Annotated in this window: 26 protein-coding genes and 1 riboswitch; of the genes, 11 read left to right on the top strand and 15 right to left on the bottom strand. The window is 67.0% G+C overall.

From position 1 onward, the window contains the following. Window positions 1-32: 32 nt before the first annotated feature. The 11 genes from AB4Z37_RS03930 to AB4Z37_RS03880 all read right to left on the bottom strand — a co-directional run bounded on the left by AB4Z37_RS03930 (window position 33) and on the right by AB4Z37_RS03880 (window position 9088). A complete protein-coding gene (locus AB4Z37_RS03930; RefSeq protein WP_441515378.1) occupies window positions 33-440 on the bottom strand; it encodes a hypothetical protein in 408 nt (135 codons plus the stop codon). Next, window positions 437-2047, bottom strand: coding sequence for a phosphoenolpyruvate--protein phosphotransferase (gene ptsP, locus AB4Z37_RS03925; protein WP_441515377.1), 1611 nt, complete (start codon window positions 2045-2047; stop codon window positions 437-439). Before ptsP ends, AB4Z37_RS03930 begins: the two co-directional genes overlap by 4 nt. Continuing rightward, window positions 2031-2333 (bottom strand): HPr family phosphocarrier protein, encoded by a 303-nt coding sequence (locus AB4Z37_RS03920; RefSeq protein WP_441515765.1) that lies wholly within the window; start codon window positions 2331-2333, stop codon window positions 2031-2033. The genes ptsP and AB4Z37_RS03920 overlap by 17 nt, the downstream gene beginning before the upstream one ends. A 24-nt stretch (window positions 2334-2357) precedes the next feature. Beyond that, a complete protein-coding gene (gene dhaM / locus AB4Z37_RS03915; protein WP_441515376.1) occupies window positions 2358-2765 on the bottom strand; it encodes a dihydroxyacetone kinase phosphoryl donor subunit DhaM in 408 nt (135 codons plus the stop codon). Then, window positions 2762-3358: a dihydroxyacetone kinase subunit DhaL gene (gene dhaL / locus AB4Z37_RS03910; RefSeq protein WP_441515375.1), complete on the bottom strand. Its 597-nt coding sequence runs from the start codon at window positions 3356-3358 to the stop codon at window positions 2762-2764. Before dhaL ends, dhaM begins: the two co-directional genes overlap by 4 nt. Continuing rightward, window positions 3358-4380 (bottom strand): ABC transporter ATP-binding protein, encoded by a 1023-nt coding sequence (locus AB4Z37_RS03905; protein WP_441515374.1) that lies wholly within the window; start codon window positions 4378-4380, stop codon window positions 3358-3360. The genes dhaL and AB4Z37_RS03905 overlap by 1 nt, the downstream gene beginning before the upstream one ends. Beyond that, window positions 4373-5470 (bottom strand): ABC transporter ATP-binding protein, encoded by a 1098-nt coding sequence (locus tag AB4Z37_RS03900; RefSeq protein WP_441515373.1) that lies wholly within the window; start codon window positions 5468-5470, stop codon window positions 4373-4375. The genes AB4Z37_RS03905 and AB4Z37_RS03900 overlap by 8 nt, the downstream gene beginning before the upstream one ends. 3 nt (window positions 5471-5473) lie before the next feature. Then, on the bottom strand, window positions 5474-5683 hold the full coding sequence (locus AB4Z37_RS03895; protein ID WP_441515372.1) for a hypothetical protein: 210 nt from the start codon (window positions 5681-5683) through the stop codon (window positions 5474-5476). After that, a complete protein-coding gene (locus tag AB4Z37_RS03890) occupies window positions 5680-6633 on the bottom strand; it encodes a carbohydrate ABC transporter permease (protein ID WP_441515371.1) in 954 nt (317 codons plus the stop codon). The genes AB4Z37_RS03895 and AB4Z37_RS03890 overlap by 4 nt, the downstream gene beginning before the upstream one ends. A gap of 7 nt (window positions 6634-6640) precedes the next feature. Beyond that, window positions 6641-7603 carry a carbohydrate ABC transporter permease gene (locus tag AB4Z37_RS03885; RefSeq protein ID WP_441515370.1) on the bottom strand — a complete coding sequence of 321 codons (963 nt, stop codon included), beginning with the start codon at window positions 7601-7603 and terminating at the stop codon, window positions 6641-6643. Between the two features lie 159 nt (window positions 7604-7762). Next, window positions 7763-9088, bottom strand: coding sequence for an ABC transporter substrate-binding protein (locus AB4Z37_RS03880; protein WP_441515369.1), 1326 nt, complete (start codon window positions 9086-9088; stop codon window positions 7763-7765). A 306-nt stretch (window positions 9089-9394) separates the two neighbouring features. On the opposite strand from AB4Z37_RS03880, the gene AB4Z37_RS03875 reads away from it, so the two are divergent. The 5 genes from AB4Z37_RS03875 (at window position 9395) to AB4Z37_RS03855 (ending at window position 13494) form a co-directional block, all read left to right on the top strand. Further along, a complete protein-coding gene (locus AB4Z37_RS03875; protein WP_441515368.1) occupies window positions 9395-10021 on the top strand; it encodes a TetR/AcrR family transcriptional regulator in 627 nt (208 codons plus the stop codon). 53 nt (window positions 10022-10074) lie between these two features. Beyond that, complete coding sequence (locus tag AB4Z37_RS03870) at window positions 10075-10635, top strand: dihydrofolate reductase family protein (protein ID WP_441515367.1); 561 nt, start codon at window positions 10075-10077, stop codon at window positions 10633-10635. 125 nt (window positions 10636-10760) lie between these two features. Continuing rightward, on the top strand, window positions 10761-11558 hold the full coding sequence (locus AB4Z37_RS03865; RefSeq protein WP_441515366.1) for an enoyl-CoA hydratase/isomerase family protein: 798 nt from the start codon (window positions 10761-10763) through the stop codon (window positions 11556-11558). Between the two features lies 1 nt (window position 11559). Beyond that, complete coding sequence (locus tag AB4Z37_RS03860; RefSeq protein WP_441515365.1) at window positions 11560-12810, top strand: CaiB/BaiF CoA transferase family protein; 1251 nt, start codon at window positions 11560-11562, stop codon at window positions 12808-12810. Window positions 12811-12942: 132 nt separating this feature from the next. Further along, entirely contained in the window at window positions 12943-13494 is a 552-nt protein-coding gene (locus tag AB4Z37_RS03855) for a winged helix-turn-helix transcriptional regulator (RefSeq protein ID WP_441515364.1), read from the top strand. 16 nt (window positions 13495-13510) lie between these two features. On the opposite strand, the gene AB4Z37_RS03850 is transcribed toward AB4Z37_RS03855, so the two are convergent. From AB4Z37_RS03850 to AB4Z37_RS03840, 3 genes are read right to left on the bottom strand one after another with little or no spacing between them, the layout of a single operon-like run. Beyond that, complete coding sequence (locus tag AB4Z37_RS03850; protein ID WP_441515363.1) at window positions 13511-14365, bottom strand: FAD binding domain-containing protein; 855 nt, start codon at window positions 14363-14365, stop codon at window positions 13511-13513. Continuing rightward, window positions 14362-16731, bottom strand: coding sequence for a xanthine dehydrogenase family protein molybdopterin-binding subunit (locus tag AB4Z37_RS03845; protein WP_441515362.1), 2370 nt, complete (start codon window positions 16729-16731; stop codon window positions 14362-14364). Before AB4Z37_RS03845 ends, AB4Z37_RS03850 begins: the two co-directional genes overlap by 4 nt. Continuing rightward, window positions 16724-17218 (bottom strand): (2Fe-2S)-binding protein, encoded by a 495-nt coding sequence (locus tag AB4Z37_RS03840; RefSeq protein ID WP_441515361.1) that lies wholly within the window; start codon window positions 17216-17218, stop codon window positions 16724-16726. Before AB4Z37_RS03840 ends, AB4Z37_RS03845 begins: the two co-directional genes overlap by 8 nt. 156 nt (window positions 17219-17374) lie before the next feature. Here AB4Z37_RS03840 and AB4Z37_RS03835 point away from each other — a divergent pair, with 156 nt between their 5' ends. Both AB4Z37_RS03835 and AB4Z37_RS03830 read left to right on the top strand, forming a co-directional pair. Further along, on the top strand, window positions 17375-17911 hold the full coding sequence (locus AB4Z37_RS03835; RefSeq protein ID WP_441515764.1) for a PaaI family thioesterase: 537 nt from the start codon (window positions 17375-17377) through the stop codon (window positions 17909-17911). A 21-nt stretch (window positions 17912-17932) separates the two neighbouring features. After that, window positions 17933-18424, top strand: a complete 492-nt coding sequence (locus tag AB4Z37_RS03830; RefSeq protein WP_441515360.1) for a winged helix-turn-helix transcriptional regulator — start codon at window positions 17933-17935, stop codon at window positions 18422-18424. Between the two features lie 10 nt (window positions 18425-18434). Here AB4Z37_RS03830 and cobT read toward each other — a convergent pair whose 3' ends face one another. Next, a complete protein-coding gene (cobT, locus tag AB4Z37_RS03825) occupies window positions 18435-19448 on the bottom strand; it encodes a nicotinate-nucleotide--dimethylbenzimidazole phosphoribosyltransferase (RefSeq protein ID WP_441515359.1) in 1014 nt (337 codons plus the stop codon). A gap of 137 nt (window positions 19449-19585) precedes the next feature. Here cobT and cobS point away from each other — a divergent pair, with 137 nt between their 5' ends. The 4 genes from cobS to cobU all read left to right on the top strand — a co-directional run bounded on the left by cobS (window position 19586) and on the right by cobU (window position 22217). Further along, the gene (gene cobS / locus AB4Z37_RS03820) at window positions 19586-20332 is read left to right on the top strand and encodes an adenosylcobinamide-GDP ribazoletransferase (RefSeq protein ID WP_441515763.1); all 747 of its coding nucleotides are present in this window, start codon (window positions 19586-19588) and stop codon (window positions 20330-20332) included. Beyond that, window positions 20332-20913, top strand: coding sequence for a histidine phosphatase family protein (locus AB4Z37_RS03815; protein WP_441515358.1), 582 nt, complete (start codon window positions 20332-20334; stop codon window positions 20911-20913). The genes cobS and AB4Z37_RS03815 overlap by 1 nt, the downstream gene beginning before the upstream one ends. Before the next feature lie 17 nt (window positions 20914-20930). Beyond that, window positions 20931-21125, top strand: a riboswitch (cobalamin riboswitch). Window positions 21126-21234: 109 nt separating this feature from the next. Then, window positions 21235-21684 (top strand): DUF1636 family protein, encoded by a 450-nt coding sequence (locus AB4Z37_RS03810; protein ID WP_441515357.1) that lies wholly within the window; start codon window positions 21235-21237, stop codon window positions 21682-21684. Next, window positions 21681-22217, top strand: a complete 537-nt coding sequence (gene cobU / locus AB4Z37_RS03805; protein WP_441515356.1) for a bifunctional adenosylcobinamide kinase/adenosylcobinamide-phosphate guanylyltransferase — start codon at window positions 21681-21683, stop codon at window positions 22215-22217. The genes AB4Z37_RS03810 and cobU overlap by 4 nt, the downstream gene beginning before the upstream one ends. The last annotated feature ends 9 nt before the right edge of the window (window positions 22218-22226 follow it).

Below are 22226 nucleotides of genomic sequence, written 5' to 3'. Positions count from 1 at the left end.
CAGGACGTCTTTCAGATGATGGCGGCGGGCGATCACTCGCCCAACAATTTGCTCAGGCGCTGCACGAACTCGCCGACCAACTGGTCGAGCTCGCGGTTGCGGTCGTCGTCGCCGAGATCGGGCAGATAGATCACGTGCTGGCGCATGCGGCGCATGTCGTCCATCGACGGTGCACGGCGCGGATGCGCCTGCGCGTAGGCGTCGAGGAACAGCCGCCGGTCGTCCGGCGAGAAGTGGCAGATTTCGAAGATGGTCTCGATGTGCTGCGCAGGCACCGGCGTGGCGTAGGCCGGGTTGGTGATCTGGCTGACGAAGGAGCGGTTCTTGCCGAGCGCGTGCGCCAGCCGGCCGCGGGTGCCGGAGGGGCGGTTGTCGAGCACACGCTGTAGCACCCGCTTGTAGTCGGCCACCGCATCGCCGACGTCGCTGTCGTCGGTCATGCCGTGCCTCCCGTCGCAATGTCGCGAAGCGCGAGCTTGACTCGTCCGACCAGTGGCGGCGCCACCGACACCGAGCGCAGGCCCGCGCCGATCAGCGCCGGCAGATGCTGTGGATCGCCGCCCATGTCGCCGCACAGGCTGATGTCGATGCCGAGCGTCCGGCTGGTCTCCACCACGCGGCGGATCAGTGCGGTTACCGCGGGATGACCGGGATCGTTGAGTGCTGCCACCGCGGCAACGTCGCGGGCGCTGGCGGTGACATACTGTGTCAGGTCGTTGGAGCCGATCGAGAAGAATGCGGCTGACTTGAACAGCTCGGGCACGATGGCCACGGCCGGCACCTCGACCATGATGCCGAGCGGCGGCCGGCGGGCATCGACGCCCTCCACCTGCAGTTCGGCGACGGCGGCATCGAGCAGGGCGGCGGCCGCCGTAATCTCCTCAGGTACCGTGATCATCGGCAGCATGATCTTGAGCGGACCATGCAGCGCTGCGCGCGCTAGCGCCCGCAACTGCACCTTGAAGATGGCGGGCTTGGCGAGCGACAGGCGGACGCCACGCAGCCCGAGGAACGGATTTGACTCGCCGCTCTCTGTCAGCCCGGGAACGGGCTTGTCACCACCGGCATCGATGGTGCGGATGGTCACGGGGCGGCCCTTGGCCCAGTCGACGATGCGGGCGTAGGCGCGATATTGGGTTGCTTCGTCCGGCAGCCCGCCCGGCCGGCTGAACAGGAATTCGGTACGCACGAGGCCGATGCCGTCGCAGATCGCCGGATCGAGCGTATCGAGCTCTTCCGGCTCGGCGACGTTGATCTGAACCGAGATGGATACCCCGTCCTTCGTCAGGGCTGGTTGCGTGAGGACGGTTGCTTCCTCAGCGCGGCGGGCCGCGGCGGCATCCCGCGCGGCGCCAAAAGCGGTGATGTCTTCCGCGCCGGGATCGAGCAGCAGGCGGCCATGCTCGCCATCGACAATGGCGGTGGTGAAGGCCTCGTCCGGAATATGACCGAGCCCGACGGCCATCGGCACACCGCGGGAGCGTGCGAGGATCGCGACATGGCTCGACGGGCTGCCCTCGGCAAGCGCAATGGCGCCGCCTTTCGACCAGTCGACGGCGAGGAACCGGCTCGGCGTCAGGTCGCGGCCGACCAGGATCGCGCCAGGCGCGATCCGCGCATCAGTTGTCGCACCGAACAGGTGCGACAGCACGCGGTCGCGCAGGTCTTCGAGGTCGCTGGCGCGGGCGCTGAAATAGGCGTCGTCGCTGCCGCGATAATCCGCGACCTGGACAGCGAGGGCGTTCTTCCAGGCGCTGGCGGCGTCCGAGCCGCGATCGATGGCGGCGAGTGCAGGATCGTGCAGCGCGTCGTCCTCCAGCATCGCCACCTGGAATTCGAGGATCGCCGCGCCATCGGCATCGGTCCCGGCGATGAGATCGCCGAGATCGGCGGTCGCGGCCTCGATCGCACGAGCCAGCGCGTCGCGCTCGCTCGCCGGCGTGTCCGCGGCACGATGCAGCTCGGCGACATCGACGATGCGGTGTACCGGACCGTGGGCGAGGCCGGGCGCGGCAGCGCGCCCCTTCAGTTCAACCGTTGCCGGCATGGGCCTCCGCCTCATCGAAATCGCGTTCGACCAGTGCCACCAGCGCCGCTACCGCGGCATCGGCATCGGGGCCGCTGGCGCGGAAGCGCAGCGTCGTGCCCTGCGGCGCCTTGGCGGCCATCACCTTGACGATGCTCTTGGCGTCGATCCAGCTGTCGCTGCCGTCAATGTTGAGCTCAATGGTCGATTGAAACGTCTTGGCGAGCTTGGTGAGCTTCACCGAGGGGCGGGCGTGCAGTCCGACCTCATGGGTCAACAGGACGCTGCCGGATGTTTCACCATTCACCATGATCGTTCCTTCTGTTGTCCGTCAGGCCGGCGACAGCTCTTCGGCCGTCCGTCGCACCACGTCAAGCGATGCACCGCCCGATGCCTCGGTGGCCGCGATCACCGCGCCCTCCACGATCGGCGCGTTGCACACCACGATCTTGCCCTGCCGTTCCGCCGGCTGCATTTCGATCGCCATCTCCGAATTGGTCTCGGCGCCGCCGAGATCGACCAGGATGGCGACGCCGGCGTCGGACCAGGCGCGGTCAATCGCACTCAGGATCGCCTCGACGCTGGTGCCGAGCCCGCCGCCGGGATCGCCGCCGCAATAGGCGAGCGGGACTTCCTCGCCCACCATCTGCTGCACCATCTGCGCGGTGCCGCGGGCGACGTCGGGCGAATGCGACACGATGACGATGCCGACGTTGCTGCTTGGTGTGGTCTTGGTCATGCCGAATGTCCTGCTATCTCTGCGATGGCGGCGACGAGCAATGCGCTGGAACGCGCGCCAGGGTCCATGTGGCCGATCGATCGTTCGCCGAGGAAGGAGGCGCGGCCGCGGATCGCCTTCATCGGAATGGTGGCGTCGGCCGCGGCCGAGGCGGCCTCGGCCGGATCGCCGGTCTGTGCCAGCGCCTCGGCGACCGGGGCGAGCACGTCGAGCATGGTCTTCTGGCCGACCTCCGACTTGCCGCGCGCCTTCACGGCGGCGATCGCCGCGCCGAGGGCACGGGCGATGTCGGCACGGCTCGGGTCTTCCGGCAGCTCCTTGCCGAGGGTCATGGCGAGCGTGCCGTACAGCGGGCCCGAGGCGCCGCCGACCTTCATCACCAGCGTCATGCCGATGGCCTTCAGCGCCTCCGGCAGCGGCTTGGCGGCAAGGCCATCGAGATCGGCGAGCACGGCTTCGAGGCCGCGCTTCATGTTGATGCCATGGTCGCCGTCGCCGATCGCCTGGTCGAGCGTCGTCAGTTCATCGGCATGGTCGATCACGCGCCTTGCGGCGGTTTCGATCAGGGCGCGTCGTGCCGTTTGGTCGAGCATCAGGCTCCTCCTCCGATTCGATATCCAGCCTGATCGAAATAAAGCGGATCGATCAACGCCAGCGCAACCGTGTCGCCGGCCGCGAGCTCCGTTCCCGGATCGACCAGGGTGGTCAGGCGGTTGTCGCCGATCCGGATGTGCAGGTGGTTCTGATCGCCGAGATGCTCGATCCGCGCAACCTCGCCGAGGGCGTCGCGGCGCGCCGCTTTGGTGATCCGCAGATGCTCGGTGCGGGCGCCGACCGTGGTCGCGCCCGCGGGGGCCGCGCCGGCGGGGATCAGGCCGGCTGGCAGCAGGTTGATGGCTGGCTGGCCGAGGCGGCTTGCGACATAGACATTGGCCGGGCTCTGGTAGATCTCGCGCGGCGTGCCGATCTGCACCAGCTCACCGGCCCGCATGATGCCGATGCGGCTTGCCAGCGTCATGGCCTCGATCTGGTCATGGGTGACATAGAGAATGGTGGCGCCGAGGTCCTGCTGCACCCGCTTGAGCTCGAGGCGCAGGTCCGAGCGCAGCTTGGCGTCGAGCGACGACAGCGGCTCGTCCATCAGGTAGATCGAGGGACGGCGCACCAGCGCGCGGCCGATCGCGACGCGCTGCATCTCGCCGCCGGACAGCCGCGTGGCGCGGTTGTCGAGCTTGTGCGCGATCCGCAGCATGGTGGCGATGTCGGTCACCCGGCGTTTGATCTCATCTTCCGGCACGCGGCGCGCCGGCGAGCGCAGCGGGAAGGCGAGGTTGTCGTAGACCGACAGGTGCGGGTACAGCGAGTACTGCTGGAACACGAAGGTCACGTCGCGGCCCGCCGGCTCGACCGTGCTGACATCCCGGCCGCCGATCGCAATGCGTCCGGCGTCGGCGTGTTCGAGGCCGGCCACCAGCCGCAGCGTCGTGGTCTTGCCTGCACCGGTCGGGCCGAGCAGCACGATCAGTTCGCCATCGGCGATCGACAGTGACAGGTTGGCGACCGCGGTGGTGTCGCCGAAGCGCTTGGTCACCCCATCGAGAACGACGTCAGCCATGGCCGGCTCCTGCATAAAGGGCTGAGGGCACCGCGCGGCCCGAGCCGGCGTCGAACAGCGACAGCCGCTCCGAGCGGAAGCGCAGGCCCACGGTTTCGCCCGGGCGCACCACGCGGTCGGCGGGCAGGCGGGCCTTGATCGCGCCGTGGGCCGTTTCCACCGCAACGATCTGGGTGGTGCCGAGATAGGCGGATTCGAACACCGACCCGCGCAGGCTGGAGGCGTCATCGAACACGATGTGTTCAGGCCGCACACCGAGCGCCAGCGCGCCGGGAGCGCGATCTGCGCGGATTTCCGGCACCGCGACGTCCGCACCGTTGATGCGCACGGCGCGATCGCCGGTCTTGAGGCCGCTCTCGAAGGCGAGGAAGTTCATCGGTGGCGAGCCGATGAAATCGGCGACGAACATGGTGGCGGGGCGATCGTAGATGTCCTGGGGGCGGCCGAATTGCTCGACGACGCCATGGTTCATCACCGCGATCTTGTCGGCCATCGCCATGGCTTCGAGCTGGTCATGGGTGACATAGACCGTGGTCGCCCTGATACGGGTGTGCAAGTCACGCAGTTCGTGGATCATGAGGTCGCGGAACTCGGTGTCCAGCGTGCCCAGCGGCTCGTCCATGAGAAAGGCTTTGGGGCGGCGCACGATGGCGCGGCCGAGCGCGACGCGCTGGCGGTCGCCGCCGGCGAGGCCGGACACCGGGCGGTCGAGCAGATGATCGATGCGCAGCAGGCGCGCGGCCTCCTCGACGCGCTGGCGGATCTCGCTGCGCGCCATGCCCTGACACTTGAGCGGAAAGCCGATGTTGTGACGCACGTTCATGTGCGGATACAGCGCGAACAGCTGGAACACGAAGGCGATGTCGCGCGCCGCGGCGCGGTTGAAGGTGACGTCCTCGCCGCCGAGCAGGATCTTGCCTGCGGTGGGCAGCTCGAGGCCGGCGATCATGCGCAGTGTCGTGGTCTTGCCGCAGCCCGACGGGCCCAGCATCACGAAGAACTCGCCGTCCTCGATGGTGAATGTCGAACCCTTGACGGCGGTGAAGCCACCAAAAGTCTTCTGGACGTTCTCGACCCGGATCTCGGCCATGGCTTACTCCGGAAAATGACTGACGACGGTGAAGGACACCGTGCCGGCAAGGATGGTGACGAACGAATAGGCGTAGGCGGTGGCCGAGAACGGCTGCATCAGCATGACGATGCCGAGGGCGATCACCACCGTGGCGAGGTTCTCCCACGGGCCGCGGCGGAAGCGCAGCAGGCGCTGCAGGATGGTGGGCCGGGTGGGGCCGGGACCGGTCATTTGCGCACCGCTCCGAAGGTGATGCCGCGCAGGAGATGTTTCCTGAGCAGGATGGTGAAGACGAAGATCGGGATCACGAACAGCGTGGTGGCGGCGGCGACGGCGGGCCAGTCCTGGCCGCCCTCGCCGATGATGAAGGGTATGAACGGCGGCATGGTCTGGGCGGTGCCGGAGGTCAGCAGCACGGCGAAGGCATACTCGTTCCAGGCGAAAATCAGGCAGAAGATCGCAGTGGCGGCGATGCCGGTGGCGGCCTGGGGCAGCACCGCCTTGCGGAACGCCTGCAGGCGTGTGTAGCCGTCGATCATCGCCGCTTCCTCATACTCGCGCGGAATCTCGTCGATGAAGCCCTTGAGCAGCCAGACGGCAAGCGAGACGTTGACGGCGGTGTACAGCAGGATCATGCCGAGGCGGGTGTCGGACAGGCCGAGCTCGCGGTACATCAGGTAGATCGGGATCGCCACCGCAATGGGCGGCATCATCCGGGTCGACAGGATGAAGAACAGAAGGTCGTCCTTGAGCGGCACGCGGAAGCGCGAGAAGCCGTAGGCCGCGAGCGTGCCCAGCACCACGGCGAGGAACGTAGAGCCGAACGCGATGATGATCGAGTTGACGAAGCGCGGGATGACGTTGGACGGACCGGCGATCACCATGTTCCGCGACCGCACCAGCTTGTCGTACCAGGTGGTCGGCGGCGGCAATTGCGCGATCACCTCGGGCGACTGCCGCGTCCGCGTCGTGAACAGATTGACGTAGCCCTCGAGTGATGGCGTGAACATCACCTTCGGCGGATAGGCGATGGAATCCGGCGGGGTCTTGAAGCTGGTCAGCACGATCCACACCAGCGGGATCATGGTGATGACGGCATAGACGATCACCAGCGTGCCGGCGATGCGGCGCGACAGCTGGGAGGGAGCGACGACGGAATGAGCCTGGGTTGATCCGGACATGGCGACCTCAGCGCTGCTTCACGCGGTTCAGGGCCTTCACATAGATATTGGCGAGGCCGAACACGGTGACGAACAGAATGATGGCGAAGGCGGAGGAGTAGCCGGTGCGCCAGCTTTCAAACGCCTGCCGCTTCAGGGTGATCGAGGCGACCTCGGTGATCGAGCCGGGGCCGCCGCCGGTGAGCAGGTTGACCATGTCGAACATCTTGAAGTTTTCGATGCCGCGGAACAGCACCGCCAGCATGATGAAGGGCAGCGCCATCGGTAGTGTAATCGACCAGAACTGCCGCCACGGCGATGCGCGATCGACCTCGGCGGCCTCGTAGATGTATTCGGGGATCGAGCGCAGGCCGGCGAGGCAGATCAGCATCACATAGGGCGTCCACATCCAGACGTCGACGATGACGATCGCCCACGGGCTCAGGCGCACGCTGCCGAGCATCTGGAAAGATGAGGGATCGATACCGGATACGAACGCGATGACGTAATTGAACAGCCCGCTCTGCGGCTGGTACAGGAACGTCCAGAAATTGCCGACGACGGCGGGCGACAGCATCATCGGAATCAGGATCACGGTGGTCCACAGCGCGTGGCCGCGGAATTTCTTGTCGATCAGCCAGGCGAGGCCGAAGCCGAGAACGGTCTCGATCACGATGGTCCAGATCACGAAATGCGCCGTGGTCTGCATCGCCGCCCAGATATCGGCGTCGCCGAGGATGCGCTGGTACCAATCGAGCCCGACGAACTTGACCTCGGCGTTCGGCCGGTTGGCGCGATAGTTGGTGAACGACAGGTAGATCGTCCAGATCAGCGGAAAGATGTTGATCGCGAGCAGCAAGGCGATGGTCGGGCCGATGAACAACCAGGCGATGGCCTTGTCGGACAGACCGCGGATCGCGCGGCCGACCGAGGCGGGTGTGGCGTCGGCGGCGCGGTCTGCAAATGTGCTCTGGGCGGAGACTTCGGTCATGGACCCGTGATCCGGCTGGGGCATGGGGGATGGGACGGCGCGCTCGCGCGCGGCGGTGTCGCTGTTGTGGTCGGGACTGGCCAAGACGGTTGATCCGGAAGGGGCGGCTGCTCCGGGAGAGACGGGACTCCCGGAGCAACTGACAACGTCAAGCCTTCATCACTTGCCGTCGTCCTTGAAGATCTGCGTCCAGTCTTCCACCAGCTTGTCGAGCGCCTCCTTCGCGGTGCCCTTGTCGGCGACGACATAGTCGTGGACGCGCTTCTGCTCGGCCTGCAGCAACTGGGCATAGGACGGTTCGGCCCAGAAGTCCTTGACCATGTCCATCGACTTGAGGAATTCCGCCGCGAACGGCGCGCTCTTGGGGAAGCTCGGATCGTTCAGCACCGACTTGGCGCAGGAGTAGCCGCCGAGCGTCCACCACTTCTTCTGCACGTCGCCCTTGGCGAACCACTTGATGTACTTCAGCGCGTCGTCACGATGCTCGGAATAGGAGACCACCGAGATGCCCTGGCCGCCGAGCTGCGTGAACTGGTACTTCGCCGCCGGATTGACGAAGAAGCCGATCTTGTCGCCGCCGACGTTCGGATCCTTGTAGAGGCCCGGGAAGAAGGCGAAGAAATTCATCTGCAGTGCGACCTGGCCCGACTTGAAGGCGTCGAGGCCCTCGCTCATGTAGCTGTTGGAGGCGCCGGGCGGGGTACAGCACTTGTACAGCGACTTGTAGAATTCGAGACCGGCGACGGCGTCCGGCGAATTCACGAAGCCCTTCATGTCATAGGGCTTCTTCGGGTTCTGGTACTCGAAGCCGTAGTCGTAGAGGACGTTGGAGACGCCCATGGTGATGCCTTCGGAGCCGCGCTCGGTATAGATCGAGGCGCCATAGACGGTCTTGCCGTCGATCTCGCGGCCCTGGAAGAAGGCCGCGATGTCCTTCAACTGGTCGTAGGTCTTGGGCACTTCGAGCTCGCGGCCGTACTTCGCCTTGAATGCGGTGCGGATGTCCGGGCGGGCGAACCAGTCCTTGCGGTAGGTCCAGCCCACCGCGTCGCCCATCGCCGGCAGCGCCCAGTAGTTCGCGGTGTTCTTCGGCCATTGCGAGTAGCCGACCACGGTCGCCGGCATGAAGTCATCCATCGAGATGCCTTCCTTGGCGAAGAAGTCGTTGAGCTTGACGTAGTGGCCGTTCTCGGCGGCGCCGCCGATCCACTGGCTGTCGCCGATGATCAGGTCGCAGAGCTTGCCGTGGGAGTTGAGTTCGTTGAGGAAGCGGTCGGCGTAGTTGGTCCACGGCACGAACTCGAACTTCATGCCGATGCCGGTCTCCTTGGTGAAGTCTTTCGACAGTTCGACCAGCGCGTTGGCCGGGTCCCAGGCGGCCCAGCACAAGGTGAGCTGCTTGGTCTGAGCGTGGGCGGGCGCGGCCGGGCCGAAAGCGAGGGCCGCTGCGGTGAGAGCTGTGGCGGCTGTGAGCAACGATCTCATCAATTCCTCCTTGAAACGCCCGCGCGGCGCCGTGCGCCGAAAAAAGCAGAGCGGGCTGTGGGTGGGCGACGTTTCTTCCGTAATGCGCCGGTGACGTCCGGCGTCTGTTTAGTAATTAAGTTTAGTAAAGCGCATTTTGATAAACACCGCAATCGATGAATTTCAGCTAAATATTTTGCGTTGCAGCGAGAATCACTAAACATCCGGCACTGCAGCAGAGCCCCGGGTTGGTCGTGTCATTCTGTTGTGTTGCTTCATACCAACTAGTTGGTATGCTTATGCGGCAAGCAGTTGCCGGAGGCGACGATGAGTTCAGCGATGGTCGATCAGCCACATGAATCCCGGCTCAAGCTGCTCGATGCGGCGCTGCAGGTGATCCGCTCGCGCGGCTACGCGGGGACCCGCGTCGATGACGTCTGTGCGGCGGCGGGGCTGACCAAAGGCAGCTTCTTTCATCATTTCGAGAGCAAGGAAGCGCTGGCTATCGCCGCCGCAGCCCATTTTGCCGCCAAGGCGGATGCGCGCTTCGCGCAGGCGTCATTCCAGGAGGCGCGCAATCCGGTCGACCGCGTGCTCGGCTATGTCGATTTCCGCAGCGCCATTGCCTCGGGTGATCTCGCCAGTTTCACCTGCCTGCTTGGCACCATGGTGCAGGAGGCTTACCGCACCCATCCGATGATACGGGAAGCGTGTGAGGCGCATATCGATGATCACGCGGCGACGGTCGCGCACGATATCGATGTCGCGCGGGCACGGAATGCGCCCGATGCGCCATGGAGCAGCGACAGCATGGCGCTGTTCACGCAGGCGGTGCTGCAGGGTGCTTTTGTTCTTGCCAAGGCGAAGCAGGATCCAGCCGTGGTGGCGGACTGTCTCGCTCACCTCAGGCGGTATCTCGCGCACGAACTGGCGCCGCGCAATCCCTCCGACTGACGATCAGGCCGCGCTTCCCCTTGCATCACCTCCACTGCAGAAGGACGCACAATATGCGCAAGCTGACGGTCTTCAACAACGTGACGCTCGACGGCTATTTCACCAGCACGGAGGGCGACATGAGCTGGGCGCACCGCCGCGATCCCGAGTTCAACGCATTCGTTCAGGATAACGCCAAGGGCGGCGGGGTGCTGGTGTTCGGCCGCGTCACTTATCAGATGATGGCAGGCTACTGGCCGACGCAGCTGGCGCGCGAGCAGAATCCCGTGGTGGCGGAGCGGATCAACGCCCAGCAGAAGGTGGTATTCTCGCGCACGCTGTCGCAGGTGTCCTGGCAGAACACCGCGCTCCTGAAGGGCGATCTCGCCACCGAAATCTCGACGCTGAAGCGGCAGGCCGGACCGGATCTGGTGGTGCTCGGCAGCGGTCGCCTCGTGGCGCAGCTCGCTGCAGCCCGCCTTGTCGACGAATATCAATTGGTGATGGTGCCTGTGGTGCTCGGGGCCGGGCGGACACTGTTCGAGGGGCTGCCGGAGCGGCTGGGTCTCCAACTGCTGTCGTCGCGAACGTTCGGCAACGGCAACGTCTTCCTGCGTTACGCACCGGCGGGTTAGGCGGACGTAGAGCAGGTCTGCGCGGCAACAGTCCAGCTTGTGACTTGCAAAATGCAAGTCGTAAGCTAGGCTCTCTCCCGTGAACGAAAAGGACGCGGCAATGCGTCCAGCGAGGGAGCAGAACCGTGTCCGAGGACGCCCTGGTGACGCGCGAGCAGCGCGGCAATATTTCCGTTTTGACCATGACCTATCGGCCTTACAACCTGCTGGGGCCGAAGCTGATCAACGCCATCGTGCGCGAGGTCGAGCAGGCGCAGCAGGCCGGCAGCCGCGCGATCGTCCTGCGCAGCGGGCTGCGGCACTTCTCCGCCGGTGCCGATCTCGACATCTTCGAGAAGCGTGTGGCGCAGGGCGGCGGTGGTGCCGCCGACGAGGAGCGGCGCCTCAGCGGCGTCGAGTTCCTGCGCTTCATGGAGCTGCTGCCAATTCCGCTGATCGCCAGCGTGCATGGCGTCTGTCTGGGCGGCGGCCTCGAGTTGGCGCTGTCCTGCGACTACATTATCGCGGCTTCGTCGGCCAAGATCGGTTCGGTCGAGGCGACCCTCGGGCTGCATCCGCTGCTCGGCGGCATCCAGCGCCAGGCCCAGCGTATCGGCGCGGCGCGCGCCAAGGAGATGTCGATGCTGGCCCGGCGCTATGATGCGCCGACGCTGGAGAGATGGGGGCTGATCAACCTCACCGTCCCGGAAGAACAGCTGGAGACGGCGACGATGGCGATCGCCGAGGAGTTCGCGCAGGGGCCGACGCTGGCTCATGCGGCGACCAAGGAGCTCGTCCATATCGCGGTCAATGACGGCGTCACGGCCGCCGACGAGGCGATGGCGCGGGTGCAGGTGCCGATCTGGGCGTCGGAAGATCTCAAGGCCGGTCTCGCCTCGTTCCGCAAGAACGGTCCGGGCCTCGCCAAGTTCGCGGGGCGCTGACATGAGCGGACCTCTCCACGGCCTGCGTATCGTCGACTTCTCCCGCGTGCTCGCGGGCCCCTTGTGTGCCCGGACCTTGCAGGATCTGGGCGCCGAAGTGATCAAGGTGGAACCGCCGAGCCCGGACGTTTCGCGCTATGCGTTTCCCTCCACTGACGGCATGTCCGGCTATTACGCCCAGCAGAATGCGGGCAAGCGCAATGTCAGCATCAATCTCAACATTCCCGGGGCCTATGAGCTGGCGCTCAAGCTGTGCGACAGCGCCGACATCGTGGTCGAGAATTTCCGGGCCGGCACGCTCGGCTTCTTCGGGCTCGACTACGAGACGCTGGCGAAGCGCAATCCGCGGCTGATCTATGCGTCGATCACCGGCTATGGCCAGGGTGGCCCGTGGCGCAGCCGCATGGCGTATGCGCCGACCGTGCAGGCCGAGGCGGGGTTTACAGAGAATAGCGTGCGCCATTACGGCGACGCGCTCGCGGAGCCGCGCACCGACAGCCTGTCTCATGCCGACGTCTACACCGGGCTGCAGGCCGTGATCGCTATCCTCGCTGCGCTGCGCAGCCGCGAGGCGACCGGACGGGGCCAGTATATCGATGTCGCCATGGCCGCGACGCTGCTCGCGGTGAACGAGCGGGCCCATGTCGATCTGTCCGACGACGACATCGGTGCGGAACCTGCGGTGCTGGGCGCCACCGACTGCGCGTTCTTCACCGGGCCGCATGGCGAGCACTTCACCGTCGCCACCAGCATTGTCGGCAGCCGGACCTTTCCGTCCTGGCTGCGGGCGATGCGGCGGGTCGACCTGATGGAGGATCCGCGGTTCGCGTCCGCGGCCGCGCGGCGGCTGAATTTCGGCGCCCTGCATGCCATCATTCAGTCCTGGATCTTGACCTTCCCGGATATGGCGACGCTCGACGCGCAGTTCGACGAGGCGAAGATCGCGATGGGTGAAATCCGCTCCGTCAAGGATCTCGCGGAGTCGGAGTGGAGCGACTACTGGGGCGCGGTTCAACTCGTCCCGGACCGCAGCGGCGGCGAATACCGCCTGCCTGGCCGGCCCTGGCACTTCTCGCGGGACGAACTCGCCCCGATCGGCGCGCCGGCCTTCCAGGGCGAGCACAACAGGGAGGTGTTCCGTGAGCTGGGCGTCAGCGACGCCGATGTACAGCGGTTGACAGCATCGGGCGCGCTGGTCGCGCACAAGCGGGCGCTGGCGCCCGAGGCCAGGGGTGATGAAGCCGCGGCCTGATGGGTCGGCACGCACGGTCATGGCCGGCTGCGGCATTGCTGCAGCCGGTGGCATGCGTTGCTGGTCAATCGATGCGATTGAATGCTAGAAGTCGATCCGCGCGCTCCTGGAAGCGCGCGGTCAGGATCCGAGATGCCGGATAAACGGCGCAGCCGTATTGCCAACAAGGAGTGCTCCGTCGCGCGCGCGATGGAGGTGGTGGGCGACCGCTGGTCGATCCTGCTGCTGCGCGAGGCCTATTACGGCGTCAGGCGGTTCGATGAATTCCAGCACTATGTCGGCGTCGCGCCCAATATTCTCAGCACCCGGCTGAAGAAGTTCGTCGAGGCGGGCCTGATGACGCGGGTGCCGCTGCCCGAGCATGCCGGCCGCTACGAATATGTGCTGACCGAAAAGGGACGAGGGTTCTTCCCGGCCTATCTCGCCCTCAAGAAGTGGGGTGACGACTGGCTGGCTGAACCGGCGGGCCCGCAGGTCGTGTTCCGCGATCGCGAAAGCGGCCGGCCGATCGCATATCCTGATTTGCAGTCGCCGCGTGGTACCCCGTTGCGCCTCGAGGATGTCGAGGTCGTACCAGGCACCGGCGCTGTCGCCTTCAACCGCAAGCGGTTCGGGGACCGCGTTGACGATGAAGCGGGCGCCTCGCGCGCCAAGGCGGCCCGCATCCCACGCAAACGGTCCTAGCGACGGCGTCAGCAAGTCAGTCACCGTCCAGAGATGCGAGCGCCCGCGCGACTTCTGTCCGGATCAGATGCTGGCGATAGGCCGCGGGCGCGTAATTGTCCGCGAGACACTCGGCTTGCCCGCTTGCGACGTCCGCGGCCGTTGTGATCGTCGCCTCCGACAGTGGCTTGCCGATCAGCTGCGCCGCGGCGTCGACGGCGACAAAGGCGTGGCCGGTCGCGCCAGTGATCGCGATCGTGGCCTCCGCGACCGCGCCGTCCACGGGCCGCAGCACGACTGCGACGCCGACCACGGCATAACCGCTCGCCGGATGGCGGATCTTGCGGTAGCGGAAGCGCGTGCCGGGCTGCGGCCGGTCGAACTCGACCGCGAGCAGGATCTCGTCGGGCGCGAGCGCCGTGGTCATGATGTCGACGAAGAAATTGCGGGCGGCGACCCGGCTCGGTCCGTTGGGCCCGACGACGTCGAGCGTCGCGCCGAGCGCGAGCACCACCGCCGGCCAGTCGGCGGCCGGGTCGGCGTTCGCCAGCGCGCCGCCGATGGTGCCGCGGTTGCGGACCTGCGGATCGGCGATCAGGTTCGCGGCCTGGCGGAAGATCGGTGCGGCTTCGTGCAGGGCATCGCTTGCCAGCAGCTCCGCATGGGTCGTCAGCGCGCCGATCCGGATGCGGTCTCCGAGTGAGATGCCTTTCAGTTCGGGGAGGTTGCGAATGTCGATCAGCCGCTCGGGTGAGGCAAGCCGCAGCTTCAGCGCCGGAATGAGGCTGTGGCCGCCGGCGACCAGCTTGTTGCTGTCGGGGTCGTCCTGCAGCAGGCCGAGGGCGTGGGACAGCGAGGTGGCGCGGATGTAGTCGAAGGCTGCGGGGATCATGACGGGGCTCCGGTGCGGGCGGCCTGGATCGCCGCCCAGATCCGCGGCGGCGTCATCGGCATGTCGAGATGGGTGATGCCGAACGGCGCCAGCGCGTCGAGCACGGCATGGACGATGGTTGGCGGTGCGGCGATCGCGCCGCTCTCGCCGATGCCCTTGACGCCGATCGGATTGGTCGGCGACGGCGTTTCCTGGAACGAGGCGCGGATGTTGGGCATCTGCTCGGCGCGCGGCACGGCGTAGTCGAGCAGCGAACCGGTCATCAACTGGCCGTTGTCGGGATCGTAGGTCACGCTCTCATAGAGGGCCTGCCCGATCCCCTGCACCACGCCGCCATGGATCTGGCCGGCGGCGAGCAACGGATTGATGAGCGTGCCGACATCGTCGACGGCGACATAGTCGATGATATCGACGATGCCGGTGTCGGGGTCGACGTCGACATAGGCGATGTGCACGCCCGAAGGCGCGCCCATGCCGACGGGATCGTAGAACACCGTCTCGTCGAGACCGGGCTCGAGTCCGGCCGGCAGGCGATGGCCGACATAGGCCATGCGCGCGACGCTGGCGAAGGTCACCGGCGCGATATCGGTGCCGGGCACGCTGAACCGTCCCTGCTCATAAGCGACGTCCTTCTCGTCGACCTCCAGCAAGGCGGCGGCGATCTTCGTCGCCTTGACGAGGACACGGTGAGACGAGACATGCACGCCCGAGCCGCCGACCGCCATCGAGCGCGAGTTGAAGGTGCCATGCCCGGCCTGGACCAGCCGAGTATCGCCCTGCACCACGTCGATGTATTCGATGGGGATCTGCAGCACATCGGCGGCGATCTGGGCCAATGAGGTGGCATGGCCGTGGCCCTGGCTCATCGAACCCGAATAGATCACCGCGCGGCCGCTGGAATCAATGCTGACCCGCGCGCTTTCCCAGCCGCCGCGGTCGAAGCCGCTCGTGGCGAGGCGACGCGACGGCGCCATGCCGCACATATGAGTGTAGGCGGCGACGCCAATGCCGCGGTAGCGCCCCTGGCCGCGCAAGTCGTCCCGCTCCTTGCGCCGCGCATCATAGTCGAATGCCGCGAGCGCCTTGCGAACGCAGCCCTCGTAGTTGCCGCTGTCGAGGATCACGCCCGTGCTGCTATACGGGCGATAGGGAAAGTCCGAGGGCTGGATGAAGTTCTTGCGCCGCACCTCGACCTGGTCGAGGCCAAGATGCCGGGCCACCGCATCGATGGTGCGTTCGGCGATGTAGGCGCCTTCCGGCCGGCCGTAGCCGCGATAGGCGTCGACGGGCACCGTGTTGGTGACGATGACCTTGGAGATCGCCTCATAGTTGGCGATCCGGTACGAGCCGGTACCGTAGCTGATGGTGTTCACCGTCGGGCCGCCGCTCGCCATGTTGGAGAGGTAGGCGCCGACATTGCCCAGCGTCTCCACCCGCATGCCGAGAATGGTGCCATCGTTGCGGATCGCGGCCTCGATGGTCTCGATATGGGCGCGGCCGTGGCTGGTGGATTGATGGCTTTCGGAGCGGCTTTCCCACCATTTCACCGGGGCGCCGAGCTCGCGCGCCAGATAGGTGCACAGCAGTTCTTCCGGATAGAGATGCATCTTGGCACCGAAGCCGCCGCCGATGTCGGGCGCGACCACGCGCAGCATGTGCTCGGAGATGCCGACCGTCTCGGCGATCCAGCGGCGGTGCATGTGGGGCACCTGGCTCGGGATGTAGACGGTCATGACGCCGTCGGCGCCGGGATCGGCGAGGATGGCGCGGGTCTCCATGCAGGTCGGGATCAGGCGGTTGTTGACGATGCGCAGCTTGATGACCTGATCGGCGTCCTGCACCGCCTTTTGGAAGTCGCCGCCCTTGATCCTGAACAGCGTGGTGATATTGCCCGGCACATTGTCGTGCAACTGCGGCGCCCCCTGCCTGATCGCAGCATCCTCGCCGACCACGGACGGCAGCGCCTCGTAGTCCACGTCGATCAGGCCGACAGCGTCGCAGGCCTCCGCGAGCGTCTCCGCCACGACGAGCGCGACGCATTCTCCGACAAAGCGCACGCGATCGACAGCGACGACCGGGCGGTGCGGCACCTTGGTGCCCGGCAGAATCCAGTTCGGCACGATGGCGCCGAGCCTGCCGGTGAGGTCGGCTCCGGCGAGCGCAAGGCGCACGCCCGGCGCGGCGCGCGCTGCGTCGAGGTCGACATGCCTGATGTTCGCATGGGCGTGCGGCGAACGCAGGATCGCCAGATGCAGCATGCCCGGCAGCTTGATGTCGTCGACGTAACGGCCCTTGCCGGTGATCAGCTTGAGATCTTCGCGCCGCCGCAGCGGCTGGCCGATGTAGCGGGGCGCTGCGTCAGTCATGGTGAGCCTCCGCGGCGAGGGTTTCGACGGCGCGCACGATGTTGTGATAGCCGGTGCAGCGACAGATGTTGCCGGCGAGGCCGTGGCGAATCTCGTGCTCGTCCGGCGCGGGACACGTCGCGAGCAGCTGGCGTACGCTCATGATCATTCCCGGCGTGCAGAAGCCGCACTGCAGGGCGTGCTGCTCCTGGAACGCAGTCTGGATCGGGTGCAGCCCGCCGTTCTTCGGCGCGAGCCCTTCGATGGTGGTGACGCAGGCGCCATCGGCCATCACCGCGAGCACGGTGCAGGACTTCACCGCCTGGCCGTCGATGTCGACCGTGCAGGCGCCGCACTGCGAGGTGTCGCAGCCGACATGGGTGCCGGTGAGGCCGAAATCGTCACGGATCAGGTGCACCAGCAGCTTGCGGGCTTCGACCGTTGCCGATCTGCGGGTGCCGTTGATGGTGATCGACACGGCGTGATGCCGGTCGTCGCTCTGGCTCATGTGGATCTCCATGCGCGCCGTTGTTGCCGGGCCCTATGGGGGGCGGCAAGGGCTGGACATTTTGTAACTCTAATAATAAGAGTGAATGAGATGCGCGCTGGATGCAAGCGTTTTGATGCGGGTGGTCCGGTGGCCGGAGGAGAAGTAATGGACGACATGGAGCTTCAGCGAGCCGCCTTGTTCGCGACGACGGCGCAGCGGCGACACGTCGTCGACTGGCAGGCGCCGCAACCGGTGGCGCAGTTGGCGGCGAAGCTGTCAGGGCTCGAGGCGATGCGCGGGATCCGCGATGGCTTGCTGCCGCCGCCGCCGATCGCTCGGCTGATGGGCTTCATGATGAATGTCGCCGAGCCCGGCCTGATCGGCATGGCGATCGAGCCACACGAGAGTCTGGAGAACACGATCGGTTTGCTGCATGGTGGGGTTGCGGCAACACTGCTGGACACCGTGATGGGCTGTGCGATCTCGACCATGTTGCCGGCGGGGCAGGGCGCGGTGACCCTCGATCTCAAGCTGACCTACCTGCGGCCGCTGTCGGCGCGCTCGGGCTTGATCTCGGCGGAGGGCAAGGTCATCAAGCTCGGGCGGCAGACCAGCTATGCCGAAGGCTTCGTTCGTGACGGCGCCGAACAACTGGCGGTGCACGCGACGGCGACATTCGCGATGATCGGGACGGCGGGCAAGCCGGCCTGAGCGGGGAGAGGCGGATCAACGATGCGTTCGAAGAGTTTCGACGGAATGGCGTGCTCGATCGCCGGGGCGCTGGAGACCATCGGCGATCGCTGGGCGATCCTGATCCTGCGCGACCTGTCGCTCGGCCTCAGCCGCTATGAGGATCTGCGGCGTTCGACCGATGTCACCCACGCGACCCTGTCGGATCGTCTCAAGCATCTCGAAGCGAACGAGCTGATCGAGCGGCGCTTGTACCAGACCAATCCGGAGCGCCATGAATACCTGCTGACGCGCAAGGGCTGGGACACGGTGCTGCTGACCCAGGCGCTGATCCAGATCGGCGACAGGTGGAAGGTGACCGGAGAGGACGGCCCGCCGATGAGGTTCGTGAACCGCAAGACCGGCCGGCCGGTGAAGCTGAAGCTGGTCGACGCCGCGACCGACGAGCCGGTCAGGATCTCCGATGTCGCGCCGCAGGCCGGCCCGGGCGCCGACGATCGCATTCGCTGGCGGCTGACTTTTCCGCAGACATGACCGTGCGAAGCTAGCCGGCGTCGGAGACGCCGGCTTCGGCGAAGGTTGCCATGCCGGCATGGCAGGCGACCGCGGCGCGCAGCAGCAGCGCAGCGGTGGCGGCGCCAGAAGCCTCGCCGAGCCGCATGCCGAGATCGAGCAGCGGCTCGAGGCGCAGGTCGGCGAGCAACTGCCGATGGCCCGCTTCGGCCGAGACATGGCCGGCGCGGCAATGCGCCAGCAGCTCCGGGTTGAGCTTTGCGAACGGCAGGATCGCGGCCGTGCTGACGAAGCCGTCGAGCAGGACCGGGATGCGCTGCGCCCGCGCCGCCAGCACCGCGCCTGCCATGGCGGCGAGCTCAAAACCGCCGAGTACCGCGGCGACGGCCAGCGGATCGTTGAGTTGCGCGCGATGGCGTTCAAGCCCGGCATCGATCGCGGCGCGCTTGCGCGCGAGGCCATCGTCGTCGACGCCGGTGCCGCGGCCGACCCAGCGCGCCGCGCCGCCACCGAGCAGGGCTGCGCAAAGCGCCGCCGCGGTGGTGGTGTTGGCAATGCCCATCTCGCCGATGATCAGCAGGTCGCAGGCGAGGGGCACCGAAGCCCAGCCGGCGTTGACCGCGGCAAGGAAGTCGGCCTCGCCCATGGCCGGCGCCCTCGTGAAGTCCGACGTCGGGCGGTCGAGGGTGAGCGGCGTGACGTGCAGATCGGCGCCCAGCAGCTTGGCGAGCTGGTTGATGGCGGCGCCGCCGGCGGCGAAGTTCGCCACCATCTGATGGGTCACTTCCTGCGGGAAGGCCGATACCCGCCGGGCGGCGATGCCGTGATTGCCGGCGAACACCGCGATCTTGATGCGGTCGAGGCGCGGAACGGCCCGGCCCTGCCAGGTGGCGAGCCAGACGGCGAGCTCTTCCAGCCGGCCGAGGCTGCCCGGCGGCTTGGTCAGCGTGTCCTGCCGCGCGGCGGCAGCTTCGGCCGCCTGGGCGTTGCCGTGCGAAGGGTCGCGGCAGAAGGCGCGGATCTCGTCGAGCGTCTCGAAGGGCATGAAAAACCTGTCGGGCGGGACTGCGAACCCTCGATCCCACCGCAGGGAGGGGCTGTCAATGGCGGAAAACGGAAGCAATTTTGGCAGGGCGCGTGTATGCAGCAAGGCGATGCCGTCCGATTGTTGCTGCCGTGCCCATGCATGACTGGTTCGACGATTTCCGCCTTGCCGTGACCTTCCTGACGCGGGTGCCGCTGGCGCCGCCGGCGGGCCCCGTCGACGTGCCGCGGGCGATGCGCCTGTTTCCGCTGGTGGCGGCTGTCATTGGCCTCGCCGCAGGGCTGTTCGACCTCGCGCTGCTGCGGCTCGGCCTGCCGCCTCTTGCCGCAGCAGCGCTGACACTGGGCGCCAGCGCGTGGCTGACCGGCGCGCTGCACGAGGATGGCCTTGGCGACGTTGCCGATGGTTTCGGCGGCGGACGCGACATCGCCGCCAAGCTCGCGATCATGAAGGACAGCCGGCTCGGCAGCTACGGCATGCTGGCGATGATCACGAGCTTCGCCGCCAAGCTCGCGGCGCTGGCCGCGCTGCCGCTGCACGCGGTGGTGCCGGCGCTGGTGGCGACCCATGCGCTGGCACGCAGCCCGCTGCCGGCGCTGGCCTTGCTGCTGCCGCCGGCGCGCAGCGACGGCCTTGCCGCCAGCGCCGGTCGGCCCGATCAGGCCACGGTGCTGACCGCGATGACGGTTGGCGGTGCCATCGCTCTCATTTGCCTGCCGTTCGGCACCGCGCTCGGCGCCATCATGGTGACCGTGTTTGGCGCTGCTGTCATGGGTTGGCTGGCTCGCCGCCAGATCGGCGGCTACACCGGCGATGTGCTCGGTGCGGCCGAACAGGTAGTGGAGGTCGTGGTGCTGCTCCTGCTGTCGGCTCGGTTGGCATGATGACGGATGTCTCCCGGCTGTGGTTGATCCGCCATGCGCCGGTCGATGGTCCGCGGGGCGTGATCCATGGACCGGATGCGCCTGCCGACGTGTCGGATCATATCGCGCTGGCTGGCTTGCGGCGCCTGCTGCCGTCTTCCGCCACCAGCTTTTGCAGTCCGGCCCGGCGCACCCGCGAAACCGCCGCGGCGCTTGGGCTCACGCCGCAGCTCGCCCCGTTGTTTCGCGAGCAAGATTTCGGTTCCTGGACGGGACGCCGGCACGACGACCTCGCCGCCGAGATGGGCGATGCCTATCGGGCGTTCTGGGCTGCCTCCGCCACCAACCGGCCGCCCGGTGGCGAGAGCTTTGTCGACCAGATCGCGCGGGTGTCGCGAGGGTTCGCGGCCTTGCCTGACGGCGAGGCGGTGCTGGTGGTGCATTCGGGAACCGTGCGGGCGGCGCTGGCGATCGCGCTCGACCTTGCGGCGGAGAATGCGCTGCGTTTTGTCATCGATCCGCTGTCGCTGACCCGGATCGATCGGCTGGCGTCGGGATGGCGGGTCGCGGCCGTCAACCAGTCGTCGGTTTCGCGCGGTTGACCCCGGCGATGGCCGCAGATACCGTGCCGGCCGATGGTTCCTTCCCCGGTGGAAGGTGAAAAGGGAAGCCGGTGCGAGCTCGTCTCAAGGCCGGCGCTGCCCCCGCAACTGTAAGCGACGAGCCTGTGCCGAAGCCACTGGGAGGTCCCGGGAAGGCGGCGATCAGGCCGCGACTCGCAAGCCAGGAGACCTGCCATCAGGACTTGTGCTTTGGAGGCGTCGGGGCGGGGTGCACCGGACGGGAGCGTTGACCGATGGCCCGTGCCATCGCGCGATCCGACAAAGCTCGCGGCCCTAGAAGCCACGCCTTGAGAGCTTGTGATGGATCGATCCGAATCCCCGTCCGATGCGCCTACGGTGACCGCGCCCGAGGCCCGTGCGGATGTTCAGCCGGATGTCGTTGTCAGCGTCTGCACCACCTGCCGCGCGGCGGATGCGCCGCCGACGGTCGGGCCCGCGCTGCTCGCGGCGCTCCGCGAGGTGTTCGAGGCCGGTGGCGAGCCCGCCCGGGTTCGTGCGGTGCAATGCCTCAGCGTCTGCAAACGGCCGGTGACCGTCGCGGTGTCCGGCGCCGACCGCTACACTTTCCTGTTCGGTGATCTCGATGTCGAGCGCGGCGTGCCGGCGCTGACCAGCTTCGTGTCCGCGTACCGCATGTCGAACTATGGCCTGGTGCCGTGGCGGTCGCGCGCGGAGGTGCTGCGCAAAGGCACCGTGGCGCGCATTCCGCCGGCGATCTGGTCGCCGGACGATGGCGAGCCGCCCAAATGAGCGTGCTGCAAACCACTCTGGTGCTTGGCGGCGCGCGCTCGGGCAAATCCTCCTTCGCCGAATCGCTGATCGCGGCCAGCGGCCTTGCGCGGATCTACGTCGCGACGGCGGCCGCAGGCGACGACGAAATGCGTGCGCGCATCGCGCATCATCGCGACCGGCGTGGCGCCGGCTGGACCACCCGCGAGGTCGAGCTCGATCTCGTCGAGGTCCTTGCGCGCGACAGCGACGTGGACGTTGCCGTGCTGGTGGACTGCCTGACGCTGTGGCTCTCCAACCTGATGCACGCCGGCCGCGATGCCGCGCGCGAGGGCACGCGCCTCGCCGACTGGCTGCGTAACGCAACTTGTCCCGTGGTGCTGGTGTCCAACGAGGTCGGCCTCGGCCTTGTCCCGGAGACACCGCTCGGCCGCAGCTTCCGGGATGCCCAGGGACGCCTCAACCAGACCATCGCCGCAGCCGTGCCCGAGGTCGCCTTTGTCGCGGCGGGGCTGCCGCTGTGGCTCAAACGTTCGTCCATTCCACCTGCCTGATCCGGAGTT

Origin of the sequence: Bradyrhizobium sp. 2TAF24 (genome assembly GCF_052115025.1) — a bacterium.
In the GTDB taxonomy this organism is placed as follows: domain Bacteria; phylum Pseudomonadota; class Alphaproteobacteria; order Rhizobiales; family Xanthobacteraceae; genus Bradyrhizobium_A.
This window is presented reverse-complemented; position numbering and strand designations above follow the sequence as displayed.